19 protein-coding genes are annotated in these 16687 nt (G+C 53.8%); all 19 read left to right on the plus strand.

Annotation, left to right across the window (positions count from 1 at the left end; translation table 11 throughout):
- The first annotated feature begins 111 nt into the window (after positions 1-111).
- The 19 genes from fliP (at position 112) to C7445_RS02410 (ending at position 16683) form a co-directional block, all read left to right on the plus strand.
- Entirely contained in the window at positions 112-828 is a 717-nt protein-coding gene (gene fliP / locus C7445_RS02320) for a flagellar type III secretion system pore protein FliP (protein ID WP_424922983.1), read from the plus strand.
- A gap of 13 nt (positions 829-841) precedes the next feature.
- Positions 842-1111 carry a flagellar biosynthesis protein FliQ gene (gene fliQ / locus C7445_RS02325; RefSeq protein WP_040289496.1) on the plus strand — a complete coding sequence of 90 codons (270 nt, stop codon included), beginning with the start codon at positions 842-844 and terminating at the stop codon, positions 1109-1111.
- A 4-nt stretch (positions 1112-1115) separates the two neighbouring features.
- The gene (gene fliR, locus C7445_RS02330; RefSeq protein WP_134158453.1) at positions 1116-1889 is read left to right on the plus strand and encodes a flagellar biosynthetic protein FliR; all 774 of its coding nucleotides are present in this window, start codon (positions 1116-1118) and stop codon (positions 1887-1889) included.
- An 11-nt stretch (positions 1890-1900) separates the two neighbouring features.
- Positions 1901-2974 carry a flagellar biosynthesis protein FlhB gene (gene flhB, locus C7445_RS02335; protein ID WP_243834915.1) on the plus strand — a complete coding sequence of 358 codons (1074 nt, stop codon included), beginning with the start codon at positions 1901-1903 and terminating at the stop codon, positions 2972-2974.
- Positions 2975-2979: 5 nt separating this feature from the next.
- Positions 2980-5028, plus strand: coding sequence for a flagellar biosynthesis protein FlhA (gene flhA, locus C7445_RS02340; RefSeq protein ID WP_243834893.1), 2049 nt, complete (start codon positions 2980-2982; stop codon positions 5026-5028).
- A complete protein-coding gene (flhF, locus tag C7445_RS02345) occupies positions 5025-6263 on the plus strand; it encodes a flagellar biosynthesis GTPase FlhF (RefSeq protein ID WP_134158456.1) in 1239 nt (412 codons plus the stop codon). The genes flhA and flhF overlap by 4 nt, the downstream gene beginning before the upstream one ends.
- A gap of 1 nt (position 6264) precedes the next feature.
- Positions 6265-7215: a MinD/ParA family protein gene (locus C7445_RS02350; RefSeq protein ID WP_166668956.1), complete on the plus strand. Its 951-nt coding sequence runs from the start codon at positions 6265-6267 to the stop codon at positions 7213-7215.
- A 4-nt stretch (positions 7216-7219) separates the two neighbouring features.
- Positions 7220-7807: a CheB methylesterase domain-containing protein gene (locus C7445_RS02355; RefSeq protein ID WP_166668957.1), complete on the plus strand. Its 588-nt coding sequence runs from the start codon at positions 7220-7222 to the stop codon at positions 7805-7807.
- Positions 7808-7823: 16 nt separating this feature from the next.
- Positions 7824-9827, plus strand: coding sequence for a chemotaxis protein CheA (locus C7445_RS02360; protein ID WP_243834894.1), 2004 nt, complete (start codon positions 7824-7826; stop codon positions 9825-9827).
- A gap of 27 nt (positions 9828-9854) precedes the next feature.
- Entirely contained in the window at positions 9855-10325 is a 471-nt protein-coding gene (locus tag C7445_RS02365) for a chemotaxis protein CheW (RefSeq protein WP_134158459.1), read from the plus strand.
- A complete protein-coding gene (locus tag C7445_RS02370) occupies positions 10322-10942 on the plus strand; it encodes a chemotaxis protein CheC (RefSeq protein WP_134158460.1) in 621 nt (206 codons plus the stop codon). Before C7445_RS02365 ends, C7445_RS02370 begins: the two co-directional genes overlap by 4 nt.
- A complete protein-coding gene (locus tag C7445_RS02375) occupies positions 10935-11423 on the plus strand; it encodes a chemotaxis protein CheD (protein WP_134158461.1) in 489 nt (162 codons plus the stop codon). The genes C7445_RS02370 and C7445_RS02375 overlap by 8 nt, the downstream gene beginning before the upstream one ends.
- A gap of 126 nt (positions 11424-11549) precedes the next feature.
- Positions 11550-12053: a hypothetical protein gene (locus C7445_RS02380; RefSeq protein WP_134158462.1), complete on the plus strand. Its 504-nt coding sequence runs from the start codon at positions 11550-11552 to the stop codon at positions 12051-12053.
- 173 nt (positions 12054-12226) lie between these two features.
- Positions 12227-12925 (plus strand): 30S ribosomal protein S2, encoded by a 699-nt coding sequence (rpsB, locus tag C7445_RS02385; RefSeq protein WP_134158463.1) that lies wholly within the window; start codon positions 12227-12229, stop codon positions 12923-12925.
- 133 nt (positions 12926-13058) lie between these two features.
- On the plus strand, positions 13059-13712 hold the full coding sequence (tsf, locus tag C7445_RS02390) for a translation elongation factor Ts (RefSeq protein ID WP_134158464.1): 654 nt from the start codon (positions 13059-13061) through the stop codon (positions 13710-13712).
- An 83-nt stretch (positions 13713-13795) separates the two neighbouring features.
- The gene (gene pyrH / locus C7445_RS02395) at positions 13796-14530 is read left to right on the plus strand and encodes a UMP kinase (protein ID WP_134158465.1); all 735 of its coding nucleotides are present in this window, start codon (positions 13796-13798) and stop codon (positions 14528-14530) included.
- Positions 14523-15080, plus strand: a complete 558-nt coding sequence (gene frr / locus C7445_RS02400) for a ribosome recycling factor (protein ID WP_134158466.1) — start codon at positions 14523-14525, stop codon at positions 15078-15080. Before pyrH ends, frr begins: the two co-directional genes overlap by 8 nt.
- Positions 15081-15101: 21 nt before the next feature.
- Positions 15102-15875, plus strand: a complete 774-nt coding sequence (locus tag C7445_RS02405; protein ID WP_208320815.1) for an isoprenyl transferase — start codon at positions 15102-15104, stop codon at positions 15873-15875.
- A gap of 10 nt (positions 15876-15885) precedes the next feature.
- On the plus strand, positions 15886-16683 hold the full coding sequence (locus C7445_RS02410) for a phosphatidate cytidylyltransferase (RefSeq protein ID WP_134158468.1): 798 nt from the start codon (positions 15886-15888) through the stop codon (positions 16681-16683).
- The last annotated feature ends 4 nt before the right edge of the window (positions 16684-16687 follow it).

A 16687-nucleotide genomic window follows, 5' to 3' on the forward strand; every position in this document is an offset into this window, starting at 1 on the left:
AGCAAGAATAAACGTTTCGTCGTTCTTTCGGGAATACATGTCGGGACGGCGATCGCGCTTTTCGTCGCTTGCCTGGGCTTCTTTGTGGTTGCGCCCGATGTTCATGCAGCCGTGCAGACGGCGGCAGGGAGCGCCAGCACGCCCATACCGGGAGTTAGCTTAAACCTGGGGGATAACAGTCCTCCCTCCGTGGCAAACACCGTCAAAATCATTCTGTTGCTGACGGTGTTGACATTGGCTCCGGCCGGGCTCATTCTTATGACCTGTTTTACGCGCGTGATCGTGGTGTTGTCGTTCATCCGGAATGCGTTGTCGCTGCAGACATCGCCTCCCAATCAAGTGTTGGTGGGGCTCGCACTGTTTATCACGCTGTTCGTGATGCAACCCACGTTGCAGCAGGCCAACCAGCAGGCTTTGCAGCCATATCTAAAGGGAACGATATCGCAGACGGTGGCAATCCAGCGGGCAGAGGATCCGTTTAAGGTATTCATGGCCAAGCAAACGAGGACGACGGATTTGGATTTATTCCTTTCCTACCGCCATGAAACACTGACCCCGGCGATGGAAAAACATCCAGAGCAGATTCCTTTGACCGCATTGGTGCCTGCATACACCATCAGCGAATTGAAGACAGCTTTTCAGATCGGTTTCATGATTTACCTTCCGTTTCTCGTGATTGATTTGGTTGTCGCCACGACCCTGATGTCGATGGGTATGATGATGCTGCCACCTGTCGTGATTTCCTTGCCGTTCAAGATATTGTTGTTCGTCATGGTCGATGGGTGGTACTTAGTTGTGAAATCGCTGCTGGCCGGATACGCGACGTAGAGGAGGAACGCAGATGACGGATACCTATGTCATTGGACTGGGTGCACAAGTTATGTGGCTTGTCGTCAAACTGACAGCGCCCGTTTTACTGCTGGGCCTCGCAGTCGGGCTGTTGGTCAGCATCTTTCAGGCGACCACACAAATTCAGGAGCAAACACTCGCGTTTGTGCCAAAAATTGCTGCCGTGATCGTAGCGTTGTTGGTGTTCGGGCCCTGGATGCTACAAAATTTGCTCGATTTTGCGAACTCGATCTTAGGGAACCTCATGAGTTACGTGATGTGACGAGATGAACGTGATTCTTCAGCACTTTGACTTGTTCGTTCTCATTTCCTTGCGGACGGTGGCGTTCATTGCCGCATCTCCGCTGACGTCCATTCGAGCGTGGCCCACATGGGCAAAAATTGGTCTGGCGTTCAGCTTGTCCTACGTGGCGGTGCCGAATGTACCGGGCAATGTACCTGACGTTATGCAAAATCCCGGTGCCTTTGTTCTCGATGGCACATTGGAGGCGTTTGTCGGTCTCCTGCTTGGTTTTTTGGCGACCTGGATTTTTTCTGCGATTTCCATTGCCGGTCAATTGATCGACATGCAAATCGGATTTTCGATGGCTTCTCTGCTTGCCCCTGGCAGCGGAGTGCAGGCTGGGCTTATTGGAAATTTGTACAACCTGCTGTTCACATTATATTTCGTTGGCATGGGTGGGCTGGACGGCATGATGCTCACCATTCTGCAGTCATTCGCGACGATCCCGGTCGATCACGCTCACCTGCCGGGAAATTGGCCAGGTATGCTGCTGCAGCTCATGGGCTTGGTCATGGCGCTTGGCGTCGAGATAGCCTTGCCGGTACTGGCGGCTCTTTTTTTAAGTGATGTAACCTTCGCGTTTTTGTCGCGAGCGGTTCCCCAAATGAACGTGTTCGTCGTTGGTCTGCCGGTCAAGTTGTTCGCTGGATTGGCGATGTTCGCCGTGGTTATGCCTGGAACAGTATACCTGTTCAATCAGGTTTTTATGCTATTGTTCCGTGAGATGCAATCGTTTATGCGGGTTTTGGGGGGATAACGGTGCGCCACATGCAATTGCAGCGGTTTGCCGGGGAGCGCACCGAGCGCGCCACGCCCAGACGGCGGGAAGATGCGCGCAAGGAAGGGCGAGTTGCAAGGAGCCCGGAATTGACGTCTGCTATCGCGCTTGCTGCGCTCTTAATCGCATTGCGCGTTGTTGGACCGATGGTGTGGGGACAATGGGAGAATATCTTTCAACTCGATTTTTCGACACCGCCTCCGAATGTGTGGACGACCAATACGGTCGCGCAACTTTTGGTCATGCAGATGATGAGTGCTTTGAAGGCCCTGGCTCCAATTGTCGGTACGGGCCTCATCATTGGAGTGGCCGTTGCTGTTATGCAGGTGCGTCCCATGTTTACCATGAGGCAACTTGTTCCTGACTTTTCGCGGATTGTCCCAACGACTGGGTTACAGCGGTTGTTTAGTTCTTCTTCACTGTTTGAACTTGGGAAATCGTTGGCTAAGCTCGCGATCGTTGGGGTGCTGAGCTATTCGTCCGTTTCCCGCATGGCTGCGGAGATTCGCGGCTATGGTGACACTGACGTGACGTCGGTTCCAGGCGTGGTCGGATCTCTTGTCTTTCAACTTGGGATTCGCATGACGATTGCGATGGTCCTTTTGGCTGCACTGGACTTCATGTACCAGCGTTACGCGTTTGAGAAAAGTTTGCGGATGACCAAACAAGAAGTCAAAGATGAATGGAAAGATGCAGAAGGCAACCCCCAAATCAAATCGACAATACGCAAACGGGCGAGGCAAATGGCGATGCGCCGCATGATGCAGGCGGTTCCGAAAGCCGATGTCGTCGTCACCAATCCCACACACTTTGCGATCGCGCTGCGGTATGACGGCACCACGATGACCGCTCCGGAAGTGGTCGCGAAGGGAGCAGATTCGTTGGCACAGCGAATGAAGATCATAGCTGCGGAATCGGGTGTACCCATGGTCGAAAATAAGCCGCTGGCACAGTCATTGTATCGAATGGTCGACATTGGCGAACAGGTGCCTGCCGAATTGTATCAAGCGGTTGCAGAAGTGCTTGCGTACGTGTACAGAATGCGCGCAGGACGACGGAGGTGATGACGATGGGCAAATGGGTAAAGCGGACCGATCTCATTGTGATGATCTTCGTACTCTTCATGATTGTGATGATTGTCATTCCGATTCCGAAACCGTTGCTCGATGTGTTGATTATCTTAAACATTTTTCTTTCCATGACCATTCTGCTTGTCGCAATGAGCGCCAAGGAGCCTCTTGAGTTTTCTGTATTTCCTTCGATGTTATTGATCACGACGCTTTATAGGTTGTCGTTAAACATTTCGACGACCAGGTTGATTCTCGGTCAAGGCGACGCGGGAAGTGTCATCAACACCTTTGGAAACTTTGTCATCGGCCAGAATCCGATTGTCGGGTTTATCGTGTTCCTTATCATTATCATCGTGCAATTTATCGTCATTACCCGTGGGGCGGAGCGCGTGGCGGAAGTCGCGGCGCGTTTCACGCTGGATGCGATGCCGGGTAAGCAAATCGCGATCGACGCTGATCTGAATGCAGGCTTGATCAACGAGCAAGAGGCGAGACAGCGGCGTCAAAATATCGAGCGTGAAGCCGATTTTTATGGCGCCATGGACGGTGCATCAAAATTTGTAAAGGGTGATGCAATCGCTTCGATACTCATTGTTGCAATTAACATCGTGGCCGGGTTCATCATTGCCGTAGCGATGAAGCACGAGCCGTTTACGAGTGCCTTGCACACCTACACGATGCTCTCGGTGGGCGACGGTTTGGTAAGCCAGATACCCGCGCTGCTTTTGTCGACTGCGACAGGTCTGATGGTGTCGCGTGCAGTCTCCGACGGCAACATGGGCGATGATGTCGTCCGCCAAGTTTTTGGATATTCACGGGCGCTGTACATTGTTTCGGCTGCAATTTTGCTGCTCGGCATTGTGACCCCAATCGGGATTTTACCGGTACTTCTGATTTCTGGTGGTGCCACACTGATGGCTCGGCGCTTACAGACGAATCGTCGGCGCGTGGAAGCGAAAGAGAAAGAGGCCAAAGCGCGTGCGGAGCGGGCTGAGACGAAGAAGCCGGAAAACGTGTATCAACTGCTTACCGTCGAGCCTGTCGAATTTGAGTTTGGATACGGCATCATTCCGCTCGTCGACGCCAAACAGGGCGGCGATTTGATGGAGCGCGTCGTCATGATACGACGCCAGTTGGCAATCGAGTTGGGTCTGGTTTTACCCATGGTCCGTATGCGCGACAATGTTCAACTAAAACCGACACAATACATCGTGAAATTAAAAGGTGTTCAGGTTGCAGAAGGCGAAATCTTAATCGGACACTGGCTGGCATTGAGTCCTGGGTTGGACAATCCCAACGTTCAGGGAATCCCGACGAAGGATCCAACCTTCGGTTTACCTGCGCTGTGGGTCAACAGTCAAATGAAGATTCAAGCAGAAGCCAGTGGCTATACCGTGGTTGACGCACCGTCCGTCATCGCGACACATCTGACTGAGATTTTGCGCAAGCATGCGCATGAACTTCTCGGCAGGCAGGAAACGAAGGCGTTGTTGGACCATCTCAAAACAAATAACGCGGCGGTTGTCGAAGATGTTTATCCGGGCACGTTGTCGCTTGGGCAGATTCAAAACGTCTTAAGCAATCTTCTGGAAGAAGGAGTATCCATTCGCGATCTCGTCACGATACTCGAAACGCTGGCCGACGCCGGGCGGCAGACGCAAGATATTGATACCTTGACCGAGCGCGTACGCCAAGCGCTTGGACGTCAGATATGTCATCAGTTCACCGCGCCAAATGAGCCATTGACTGTTCTGACGTTCGGGGCGGAAGTAGAAGGCGAAATTCAGCAGGCTCTTGTCGATCACGGTGGGGGTGCGTTCGTCGGCATGGAACCGACGCGTTCGCAAATGGTGTTCCGCAAACTGCAAGAAGAGATGACACGATTGCAGACGATGGGAAAGTCGCCGATTCTTGTCGTGCATCCGCGCCTACGCTTGCCGATTCGTCGCTGGATCAGTCGATACATTCCGGATTTACCTGTCTTGTCTTTCAGTGAACTCGATCCGAGCGTTCAGATACAAAGTGGGGGCGTGGTGAATCTGACATGATCGTCCGACGCTATGTGGTGAAGGATATGCCAGAAGCTGTTGTGTCGATTCGTAAAGAATTGGGTAAAGACGCTGTTATTTTGAGTACGAAGAAAATTCGAGTTCGCAAGTGGCTGGGGTTGCGTTGGCAGACTCGTATTGAGGTCACCGCCGCGGCGGGATCTGACGTTCCGCTCGCGCAACAGGTCGCTGCAGAAAGGCGTAGCCCTTCGACTGGCGATTTGGCTGAGGAGTCAGGGGATGGAACATCAGAGTTGCGATCGCCGGATTCCACGGCATTTGCCGTGAGTATGCGACAGGCAGTTGCAGCGTACCAAGGTGTGGGAACTAAGCGTGAGTTGAGAGATGTCCAAACCTCCCCGGATCTATCCATGGTGCTTCAAGAGCTTGCAACTTTGAAGGGGTTGCTTGCCGAACGCCGCGAGCAGGAATCCATGGCAACTGGTGCGAGGGAGAGAACGCTTGAGGCATCGTTGCAGTCTTATTTGGAACAAGAGGGAATAGAACGCACACAGGCAGAGCGTTGGGTGCAGGCGATGCGCAAAGCGCATCCCGACGCCGACTCCTTCGCGGAAGCAGTGCCTTTGCTCGCCAGCGCGATTATCTCAGAACTTGCGAATCTGTCTCAACCTTGTCCGATCCGCAAGGAGAGTCGGACAGTGGCCTTTATAGGTCCAACCGGTGTTGGTAAGACGACGACCATAGCGAAAATCGCAGCCCTGCATGTACTGGCTGGTCAACGTCGAGTGGGACTTTTAACGACAGATACGTTTCGCATCGCCGCCGTTCAACAGTTGCAAACCTATGCCGAAATTCTCAACGTACCCCTTGCCGTCGCCGATGGTGAGGACGAGTTGCCGGCTGCTTTGGCTGAATTGGCAGCGTGTGATTTAATCCTGATCGATACCGCTGGGCGGAACTTTCGCAAGCAAGGCACCATCGAATCGACGCAGCGACTGCTGCGAACAATGGAGCCCGACGAGGCGATGCTCGTCCTCTCGCTGACGAGTAAGGCATCGGATTGTCGACGGATTGCGGAATTGTGCAAGCCGCTGGCTGTGAATAAGCTGGTGTTTACAAAATTGGATGAGACGCAGTCTGTTGGCGTCATCCCAAGTCTGGTCGCAATGCTCGGGGCGCCTGTTGCCTACGTGACAACAGGGCAAAATGTTCCGGATGATATCGATATTGTCTCCATCGAGCAACTGCTTGCGCGTTGGCAGGGAGGTGAGTGAGATGGCTGACCAAGCTTCGCGCTTGCGTAAGCAAATGGAATTATGGCGCGTTTCACCCGAATCCGCGGCGGCACAAATGGGGCAAATTTCACCGCCTCCACGTCCCAGCTCGCCGTCAGCCCACGTCATCGCTGTGGCAAGCGGCAAGGGAGGTGTCGGCAAGTCCAACTTTTGTGTCAATTTTGGACTCGCCTTGGTTCAGCGCGGCCTTCGTGTCGTTGTGATCGACGCGGACGTCGGGTTTGCGAATGTCGAAGTGTTGCTCAATATTGCGCCGTCCCACAGTCTTCTCGATCTCCTTGAGGATCGCAGTCTGGAGGACATCGTCGAACATTCTCCGCACGGTTTGTCATTCGTGTCAGGAGGGAGCGGTCTATTTACCGAGTCGATCGTCCAACATCCCGAAGCCGACCGCTTGATGCGCGATTTGCAAAAATTGTCCAGTATGTATGATGTCATTTTGTTTGACTGTGCTGCGGGGGCGGATTCGATGATCCGCAGAGTGGCCGCTGCATGTGATGACTTCGTGCTGCTTGTAACGCCCGAACCGACGTCCTTAACGGACAGCTATTCGTTGCTCAAATGGCTGGCAGCTGCCGGTGTTGCAGTCTCGCCAAAAGTGGTGATCAATCGCGTTCACTCGCTGGAGGAAGGCCGCGAGACGGCCAAACGACTCCAACTGGCAGCGGGGCAATTCCTTGCGATTGAGGTGTCCAGTTTGGGCTATGTGATGGATGATCCCGCTGTCGTGCAGGCGGTCATGCGTCAGGTGCCGCTCATGATCCACAGCGCAAACAGTCGGGCAGCTCTATGTTATCGGCAGGTTGCGGAAAGGTATTTGCAAGTTTGGCCAGGGGATGTACCTCAGAGTTCGACGGCTAAGGGATTTTTCGAGCGTCTACTTTCTGTTCGCCGGATGTGGCCGTTTCGCGCCGGTGACCACGGTGGCTAACCAGGTGTCTTCACTCATTCTGATTGGCGCCTCGACGGGCGGGCCGAAAGCACTCACCGAGTTGTTCTCACGTCTTCCTGCCATTCCCGGCGCGGCGTGCTGTGTCGTGCAGCATATGCCTGCCGGCTTTACATACAACCTTGCGAAGAGGCTAAATGATCTTTGCGCATGGCGTGTCGCAGAAGGTGCCGATGGAGTTCGAATCGAGGCGGGAGCGGCATATGTGGCTCCAGGTGGCTGTCAGATGCGGATCGTCGAATCGGGGACCGTGCTGCAGATGTCCGTGCAGAAGGAAGTTGGGGGGCATCTGTATCACCCGTCGGTCGATGTGATGTTCGTATCGGCTGCAGCACTTTCCAACAAGATCAGGCTGTTTGGCGTCATCTTAACAGGTATGGGGCGAGACGGCGCTGTGGGGCTCAAGGCGATTCGCGAGCGTGGTGGCTTCACGATAGCGGAAGGGCCTGAGACTGCAACGATTTACGGAATGCCGCGTGCGGCCTGGGAGTCCGGTGGAGCAGCTGTTCGTCTCCCGCTGCCCGAAATTCCGGGGTGCTTAATCGAGCAATTCCATCTTGCGAACGGTGGTTGAACAGGGAGGAACGAGGGTGGACATCAGTCAATATCTCGATTCGTTTTTAGCAGAGTCAGAAGACAATCTTGCAACACTCGACGATCTTTGCCTCGCCTTAGAGCGCGATGGCGCGCACGATGACACACTGGCCGCGATGTTCCGGGCGGCACATACCCTTAAAGGAATGAGCGCGACCATGGGGTTTACGGCTATGGCCGACTTGACACACCACATGGAAGATGCGCTGGGCTACATACGTAACCATCCGTCGGAGTTTCAACCGACGGTTGTCGATACGCTGCTTGCAGCCATTGATGCCTTGACGGCCAATCTCGACCAGATTCGTGACAGCGGTTCTGAGGCAGGGATCGATCACGGACCGATCCTAGAGCGCCTCGCAGCCGTTATCTCAGGGCATGAAGCTGGAGGCGGGGGAAGCGCTGCGGAGGCTGGGCCACCAAAGGCTTTTCGCGATCGAGTGATAGAACTCGTGCAATCGGGCCGTGAACCTGTCGTTGTGGAAATCGCCTTTGCACCCCAGTGCACCATGAAAGCTGTGCGTTTACTGATGGTGGAGCGCACTGTCGAGTCGTTCGGGGAGTGCGCCGCTGTCTTTCCGGATGTGCAAGCACTTGAAGCAGATGCCGATGCGCCAACCGCGTATGTCGCCGTAATCGTTCCCGATGAGGACAGCAATGCCCTGCTGACAGCCATTCAGGAGATCTCAGAAATCGCAGCGGTCAATATCGTTCGACTGGACAGCCTGCTGACGTCAACCAATGCGCCCGATGTTCAACAAGCGCGAGTAGAAACGGCTGCAGCGGTCGCGACTCCAACGCCGGCCGAGGAAGCCCATGCCGTTCGCACGGCTGCGCCTGCCCCGGGCGGCAAGGTTCGAGATCAAACCTTGCGCGTAGCCGTATCGCGGATCGACGAGTTTATGAACGTGTTAAGTGAGTTGGTCATCGCAAAGACGCGCTTGGAATTGTTGGCTCAACATGGTGGCGATCACGCACTGCGCGAAGTGACGGAGCAAATTGCCCGTTTGACCACTTCGCTGCAGGATGGCGTGATGCAAATGCGCATGATGCCAGTGGAGTCGCTGTTTCAGCGTTTTCCTCGTATGATGCGCGATTTGCAAAAGACCTTAGGTCGGGAATTTGAGTTTGTCATGACCGGGCTGGAGACAGAAATGGACCGCACGGTCATGGACGAAATGGGCGAAGCATTGGTACATCTGTTGCGCAATGCTGCTGACCACGGGCTTGAGCCTCCGGAAATGCGTGAACAGAAGGGCAAACCACGTAAAGGCACGATTCGGTTGTCCGCTTATGCAAGTGGTGGTCATGTCTACTTGGAAGTGGCTGACGATGGGGCGGGAATTGATCGCGATCGCGTTCTTGGTTCGGCTGTTCGTAAAGGATTGGTGGACGAGCGCACGGCATCCAATTGGACAGACGCTCAAGTGTATGACTTGCTGTTTGCGTCTGGTTTCAGCACGGCAGAGAAAGTGTCTGATATTTCGGGGCGAGGCGTTGGACTTGACGCGGTGCGTGGCAAGGTGGAGTCACTTGGCGGCGATATACGAGTCGAATCTGTTCCGGGACAAGGAACGACGTTCGTGATCGAGTTACCCTTGACACTCGCCATTTTGCCGGCGATGCTCGTTCGACTTGGCAACTATGTCTATGCAATTCCGACTGGAAGTGTGGAAGAGGTGGCACGTTTGGCTGCCGGAGACATCGATTCGATACAGGAACAACCGGTTTACCGCTACCGCGATGGCGTGGTGCCGATTGTCGATCTCGGCGACCGGTTCTTCGACACTCCATGCCGCGGGGAGTATCCGTGGAATGCGGTCATTTGCAAAGAAGGAAAACGTCGGCTTGTTTTGATAGTCGATGATATTGTTGATGAACTAGAAATTGTAAACAAACCTCTGGGGCGGTATTTGGAACAAGTCGAGATGTTTTCCGGTGCGACCATTCTCGGGGATGGTCGCGTGGCACTCATCATCGATGTTCGCCAACTGTTTTGATACGGTCAAAGGGAGAGTTGATAAACCATGGCACAGCAGTATGTTGTGATGAAAATGGGGAAGGAGCTATATGGAGCTCCTGTCATGCAAGTTGTCTCTGTCGAACGAATGATGGACATCACACCCGTTCCGAGGACGCTTCCGTTTATCAAAGGGGTCGTCAATCTGCGCGGCACGGTCACTCCGGTCATCGATCTGCGCGAGCGGGTGGGTTTGTCGGCCGCAGAACGGTTGGATTCAGAAGCGATGCGGATTGTCATCGTTGAGGTCGATACGATGTTGGTCGGCATGATTGTCGACAGTGTTGAAGACGTCGTTACCGTAGAGGAATCTCAGGTTTCAACGCCCCCTGAAGTTGTCGGAGGATTGCGCGCAGTGTATTTGCATGGCGTCGCTCAATTAGGTGAAAGGCTTCTCGTCTTGCTCAACGTCAACCGAATTTTGTCCGACGTCGAGGTTGACCAACTTAAAGAAGTGGAAAAGCGGGTTCGCGGATGAAACGGTTGCATGTCGATCCCGTGACGCTGGATGCTTTGCGAGAATTCGGGAACATCGGTGCGGGGCATGCGGCGACCGCCTTGTCGACACTGTTGAGCGGAAGAGTCAAGATGTCCGTAACGGATGCTCGGCTTTGTCCGTTTTCCGAAATTGTCGAGGTTGTTGGAGGCGGAGAAACGATTGTTGCGGCGGTGTTCATTCGGATTTTCGGAACGATCTCCGGCAACATGTTTGTATTGATGTCACTGCCGAGTGTAGATAGGCTGTTGGAGCGGCTGTTGCCGGCTCCAAGTCATGTTTCGGAATATATGGAATTAGAACAATCGGCGATTGCAGAAGTGGGAAATATTCTGTCGGGTGCTTATGTCGCGGCCATCTCGGATTTGTGTGGCATGTCACTGAACCAATCGGTACCCGCGGTCGCGATCGACATGGCGGCATCTCTTTTGGATATTGGTCTCATGATGAGCGGCGACGAGGAGAATCAGGCGATTCTCATCAGCACGTCTCTGGTCCACGACGGCAACAACATCGATGCGTATTTCTTTCTCTTGCCGGATCTTGACGGAACAGAGGTATTACTCGATATTCTGCGAGGGAAAATACGGCATGGTTGACGAGAAGGAACAAATTCGCATCGGGATTGCGGAAGGAGCTATTTTAACTGGTTCCGGGACGTTGATGACTGCAGGCCTCGGATCGTGTGTCGGGCTAGTGATCTATGACGAAACGCGTCTGTTGGCCGGGATGGTACACATTATGTTGCCAGAGAGTCCGCATGTGCAACCGCCTCACCCGCAAAAATATGCTGACACTGGGATCGCCTGGCTCTATGAAACGCTTCTACAGCAAGGAGCCAGCCATGCGCATCTGCGGGCGAAGTATGCTGGCGGTTCGCAAATGTTTCAGGCGTTGCAAATGGAGGGCTTACGAATCGGTGAGCGCAACGTCCGTGCCGTGTCCATGCATTTGGAGCGCCTGCAAATCCCCGTAATCGGCACCGACGTCGGAGGGCACGTCGGCCGTACGGTATGGTTTGAATTGCCGTCCCGGCGGTATTTCATTCGGACTGCGCGGGGTGATGAACGTCACTTGTAGCCGACTTGTGAATCGCAATCGGAAGGAGGCGTCCATCTGATCGAGACGGTTGTACTTGCCATTGTCTGTGTCATACTGGTTGCCATTCTGTATGTTGTTACAGGTGGTTGGCGCAAATATCGGGGCGTGCGCGGTTTTCTTCAGTGGCTTCGTGAAGGCATGACCAGTGCCAACGGCATTGCCGTTGGGACGTCGCGCCAGCGCCCAAGCACGAGTTCGTCCTCTGCTTCCGCGGAAGCCGACGGCGCGGCGGAAGCCATCGCTGTCCTGCGCGATCTGTACACCGAATTCGACGAGAAACATAAGGAACTGGCTAAAAGGATTGAGCGGTTGGAGCGGATTTTGGGGGCAATGACACCGGTTCAATCGGTTGCTGGCCTAACTTGTGATGATCTGCCTGCAAGAGCGGCCAGTGAAGCGGTGACTATGGTGCAGGAAACCCGTGATGAGACCAAGCATTTGCGCATTGCCGCGGGCGCGACCTCTGAAGAGGTGTACTTTTCCATTTTGGACATGTTAAATACGGGAGCCTCGCATGGACAGATCCGCGCGGCGCTCGGGGTCACAGATGAGCAGATTCATGTGGTCGAATCCTTATTGGCCGGCGATCCGGCACGGCGAAAAGATTAGCCTTGAAGGCCGGTTGCCGAATTTTGCGGAACTGTGCTATATTATTCAGCAGTGCAATGGCCCACTTACGTGGAGTACACACGAACGAGGACACATGGTCAGGTGCCCAAGTTGTTGAGGGTTGGCTGTGTGAATGAGTTGTTCGGCGGCCAAACATAAAGGAGGAAGTCAGCTTGGCGATTATTTCAATGAAACAGTTGCTGGAGGCCGGTGTTCATTTTGGCCACCAAACGCGTCGTTGGAATCCAAAGATGGCGCGTTACATTTTTACTGAACGCAATGGCATTTACATCATTGACCTGCAAAAGACGGTTCGGAAAGTCGAAGAGGCGTACAACTTCGTGCGCGAGCTTGCTGCCGCAGGCGAAACCATTCTTTTCGTCGGCACGAAGAAGCAAGCGCAAGAAGCCGTGAAGGAAGAAGCAGAGCGTTGCAACATGTTTTATGTGAATCAGCGTTGGCTGGGTGGAACGCTCACAAACTTCAACACGATTCAAAAGCGCATCCGCAGGTTGCAAGAGCTGGAGCGGATGGAGCAAGACGGCACGTTTGATGTGCTTCCTAAGAAGGAAGTTATTCTTTTGAGAAAAGAAGCGGAGCGCCTCGAGAAGTTCCTTGGCGGGATCAAGGGAATGACGAAGATGCCAGGGGCCATGTTCGTGATCGATCCTCGCAAGGAACGCATTGCGGTTGCTGAGGCTCATAAATTAGGCATTCCAATTGTGGCCATTGTCGATACCAACTGCGATCCGGACGAAATCGATTATGTCATTCCTGGAAATGACGACGCGATTCGCGCTGTTCGCCTGTTGACCGGAAAGATGGCCGATGCGGTGCTGGAAGGTACGCAAGGGGAAGAAACCACCGCGTGATGCAACGCGAAAGGTGGCGGGTGCATGGCGCTCTCGTCACCTTTTTTGTGTCGGCATTTCATCTTCACATCGTGTGATCGCACGTTACTCGTTTGGTGATGATCCTGGTGAATCTTAGGGGGAAATTGCAGATATGGCAGAAATCACAGCAGCTATGGTAAAAGAACTTCGTGAGAAGACTGGCGCAGGCATGATGGACTGCAAGAAGGCGTTGACCGAGGCAGACGGCAACATGGAACGGGCAATGGAAGTTCTCCGCGAACGCGGCCTGGCTTCTGCTGCGAAGAAGGCGGGACGAGTTGCTGCTGAAGGGCTCGTCGAGTCCTACATCCATGGTGGTGGCCGAATCGGTGTGCTGGTCGAGGTAAACTGTGAAACTGATTTCGTGGCGAAGAACGACGACTTCCGCACGTTTGTAAAAGACATCGCTATGCATATTGCGGCAGCAAACCCGCTGTATGTCCGGCGTGAGGAAGTGCCGGCCGAAGTCGTGGAAAAGGAACGTGAGATTCTGCGGGCACAGACTCTAAACGAGGGGCGCCCAGAGAATATCGTAGACAAGATTGTGGATGGGCGTATCGATAAATTCTTTAAAGAGAATTGCCTGATGGAACAAATGTTCGTGAAGGATCCTGACAAGTCGATCGAGACGCTTCTGAAGGAGAAAATTGCAACCATTGGCGAAAACATCTCGATTCGGCGCTTTGCTCGGTTTGTTGTTGGAGAAGGCATTGAGAAGCAGGAGTCGAACTTCGTAGAAGAGGTCATGGCGCAAGTTCGTCAATGAATGATGGGAGGCGAGGGGACACATTTGTGTTCCCTCGTGTTCCGTCTGAACGCAATATCATAGAAGACAATGGAGGGGCGCGCGTGACGACACCGAAGTATCGGCGTATCGTGCTGAAGATTAGTGGTGAGGCGCTGGCTGGCGACAACGGTTTTGGTATCGATCCGGCTGTGATTCGCAACATTGCGCGTCAGATCACTGAGGTTGCGCAACTGAACGTGCAAATCGCCGTTGTTGTAGGGGCGGGTAACATCTGGCGGGGGGCGGTTGGCAGCCAGATGGGCATGGATCGTGCCACGGCCGATTATATGGGAATGTTGGCGACGGTTATGAATGCGTTGGCCCTACAGGATGCGCTTGAAAAAATGGGAGTGGCCACACGCGTTCAGAGTTCGATTCATATGTCAGAAGTCGCGGAACCCTATATTCGCAGGCGGGCGATTCGTCATCTGGAAAAGGGTCGCGTGGTGATTTTCGCCGGGGGTACTGGCAATCCGTTTTTCTCTACAGACACGACGGCTGCGTTGCGCGCTGCCGAGATCGAAGCCGAGGTCATCCTGATGGCGAAGAATGGTGTTGACGGCGTCTACACGGCCGATCCGCAGAAAGACCCAACAGCAACCAAGTACTCGGAACTCGACTTCATGCAGGTCTTGAATGAAGGATTAGGCGTGATGGATTCGACCGCCGCTTCGTTGTGTATGGATAATGACATTCCGTTACTGGTTTTTGCATTGAATGAGGAAGGCAATATTCGCCGAGCCGTGCTGGGAGAGAAGATCGGCACGATAGTCGGAAAGGGTGACACAAATGCGTGAACAATTGATTTCGAATGTGCAGGAGCGCATGGATAAAGCGGTGCAAAATCTGCGTCGTGAATTTGCTTCGGTACGTGCAGGTCGAGCTACGCCAGCCATGTTGGATAAGGTCTTAGTGGATTACTACGGTTCCCAAATGCCTGTCAATCAAGTGGCAAGCGTGACCACGCCAGAACCAAGACTGCTCGTCATCTCTCCTTGGGAAAAGTCGATGCTTGGCGAGATCGAAAAGGCCATTCAGAAATCCGACTTGGGTTTGAACCCTGCCAACGATGGTGCCGTCATTCGATTGACAGTACCTGCACTCACAGAGGAGCGTCGCCAAGAACTGGTGAAACAGGTGCGCAAGTTGGCAGAGGAAGCGCGCGTAGCCATCCGCAACGTTCGGCGCGATGGTAACGATGAATTGAAGAAACTGGAGAAGGGCGGAGAGGTATCGGAAGACGAGGTTCGCCGTCTGATGGACAAGATTCAACAAATTACGGATAAGTGTATTGCACAGGTCGACAGTCTGTTGGAAGATAAGGAGAAGGACGTGACGCAGGTCTAAAGTCCGACGCTACCGAGGGGGATGCCAGACTTGTTTAAAAGTTTCGGGCGCGGTCAGAGAACCAGTGCAACCACAGTCGAGCATCCGGCGCTCCAGGTCAAACCTAGGCACATCGGCATTATCATGGACGGGAATGGCCGTTGGGCTAAAAAGCGAGGATTGCCCCGTATGGCTGGACACCATGCGGGCATGCTGGCGATGCGTGAGGCCATACGAGCGTGTGACGATTTTGGGATCGAATGTGTTACGTTATATGCATTCTCAACCGAAAACTGGAAGAGGCCGGTTGCTGAAGTGGAATACTTGATGCGCCTGCCGGAACAATTTTTTCGAAATGAGATTGACGAGTTAATCAAACGAGGTGTCAAGATTCGATTCTTGGGAGATACCTCACGGCTACCTCCTTACACGCAGGAAACGGTTCGCACAGCAGTCCAGCGAACCGAGCACAACACCGGAATGACGGTGAACTTTGCGCTGAATTATGGCGGGCGAACGGAACTGATGTCGGCCATTGAACGGTACGCGAAGGAAGTTGCCGAGGGGCGTGCGACGGTGGGTGACCTGACGGAAGCGAAGTTCGATCGCTATCTCGATACCGCAGGCTTACCTCCTCTCGACCTGATTATTCGAACAAGCGGTGAAATCCGTCTGAGCAACTTCTTGCTTTGGCAAGCGGCGTACGCAGAATTGTGGTTCACAGAGGTACTGTGGCCTGATTTCACACGAGATGATCTGTTCCAAGCAATTTCCGATTATGGAAAGCGCAAACGCCGTTTTGGCGCCATCGAGTAGGTGTCCGCTTATGTTGAAGCAGCGGGTTATCACAGCTGTGATCGCAGGTTTGGTCGTGTTATTCGTGTTGCTCTTTGGCGGCACAATCGGCTGGCGCTGGCTGGTGTGGATGTGCACCGTGGCCGGCGTCGTCGAGTTTTCCGTTATGTTTGGGCGTCGATGGTACGGACCTCCGACTGTGTTTGGAGCACTTCTCGTCACATTGGTGGAATGGTTTCCGCACGCGCTGTATCACCCGTTTCTTCTATATCTCATTGTTGCGATTGTCTTCGCGGTTCCGGTTTTTACAAGAAGCCCTGCCGATCTCAAACCGTTTTCCATGTTGGTGTTTGGAGCCTTGTACATCGGGGCGGGTGGCTTTGCGCTCATTGGGCTGCGCGATCTCCCGGTTGGTTGGTTTTGGCTGTGGCTATTCCTCATTTCGATTTGGATGTCGGATACGGCCGCGTATTTTGTGGGCAGGTTTTTGGGCGGGCCAAAATTGTTGCCCGCCATCAGTCCTGGAAAGACCATCAGCGGGATGATCGGTGGCATTGTTGGAGCCGCTTTCGGAGCTTGTCTATTCGGATGGATTGCTCATCCGGTGCATGCCGGCGCGTATCCGCTGCTTGGGGCTCTGATTTCTGTGACTGGCCAACTCGGGGATTTAATCGAGAGTGCGTATAAGCGATCCGCCGGCGTTAAAGATTCGGGGAAGTTGTTACCGGGTCATGGCGGATTGCTGGATCGGATCGATAGCTTGCTGTTCGCAGCCCCGTTTGCACTGTGGATGATTGAGATTGGACTGCATGGATGGTTCGGCGTCTGACCCG

Source organism: Alicyclobacillus sacchari (assembly GCF_004366795.1).
Taxonomy (GTDB): domain Bacteria; phylum Bacillota; class Bacilli; order Alicyclobacillales; family Alicyclobacillaceae; genus Alicyclobacillus; species Alicyclobacillus sacchari.

What these genes read in the sequence shown, in the direction of transcription:
- C7445_RS02410 (WP_134158468.1), top strand. Translation starts at nt 15,886, where the DNA reads ATGTTGAAGCAGCGGGTTATCACAGCTGTGATCGCAGGTTTGGTCGTG.
- C7445_RS02405 (WP_208320815.1), top strand. Translation starts at nt 15,102, where the DNA reads ATGCCAGACTTGTTTAAAAGTTTCGGGCGCGGTCAGAGAACCAGTGCA.
- flhF (WP_134158456.1), top strand. Translation starts at nt 5,025, where the DNA reads ATGATCGTCCGACGCTATGTGGTGAAGGATATGCCAGAAGCTGTTGTG.
- frr (WP_134158466.1), top strand. Translation starts at nt 14,523, where the DNA reads ATGCGTGAACAATTGATTTCGAATGTGCAGGAGCGCATGGATAAAGCG.
- fliR (WP_134158453.1), top strand. Translation starts at nt 1,116, where the DNA reads ATGAACGTGATTCTTCAGCACTTTGACTTGTTCGTTCTCATTTCCTTG.
- tsf (WP_134158464.1), top strand. Translation starts at nt 13,059, where the DNA reads ATGGCAGAAATCACAGCAGCTATGGTAAAAGAACTTCGTGAGAAGACT.
- C7445_RS02370 (WP_134158460.1), top strand. Translation starts at nt 10,322, where the DNA reads ATGAAACGGTTGCATGTCGATCCCGTGACGCTGGATGCTTTGCGAGAA.
- C7445_RS02375 (WP_134158461.1), top strand. Translation starts at nt 10,935, where the DNA reads ATGGTTGACGAGAAGGAACAAATTCGCATCGGGATTGCGGAAGGAGCT.
- flhA (WP_243834893.1), top strand. Translation starts at nt 2,980, where the DNA reads ATGGGCAAATGGGTAAAGCGGACCGATCTCATTGTGATGATCTTCGTA.
- fliQ (WP_040289496.1), top strand. Translation starts at nt 842, where the DNA reads ATGACGGATACCTATGTCATTGGACTGGGTGCACAAGTTATGTGGCTT.
- C7445_RS02350 (WP_166668956.1), top strand. Translation starts at nt 6,265, where the DNA reads ATGGCTGACCAAGCTTCGCGCTTGCGTAAGCAAATGGAATTATGGCGC.
- C7445_RS02365 (WP_134158459.1), top strand. Translation starts at nt 9,855, where the DNA reads ATGGCACAGCAGTATGTTGTGATGAAAATGGGGAAGGAGCTATATGGA.
- flhB (WP_243834915.1), top strand. Translation starts at nt 1,901, where the DNA reads ATGCAATTGCAGCGGTTTGCCGGGGAGCGCACCGAGCGCGCCACGCCC.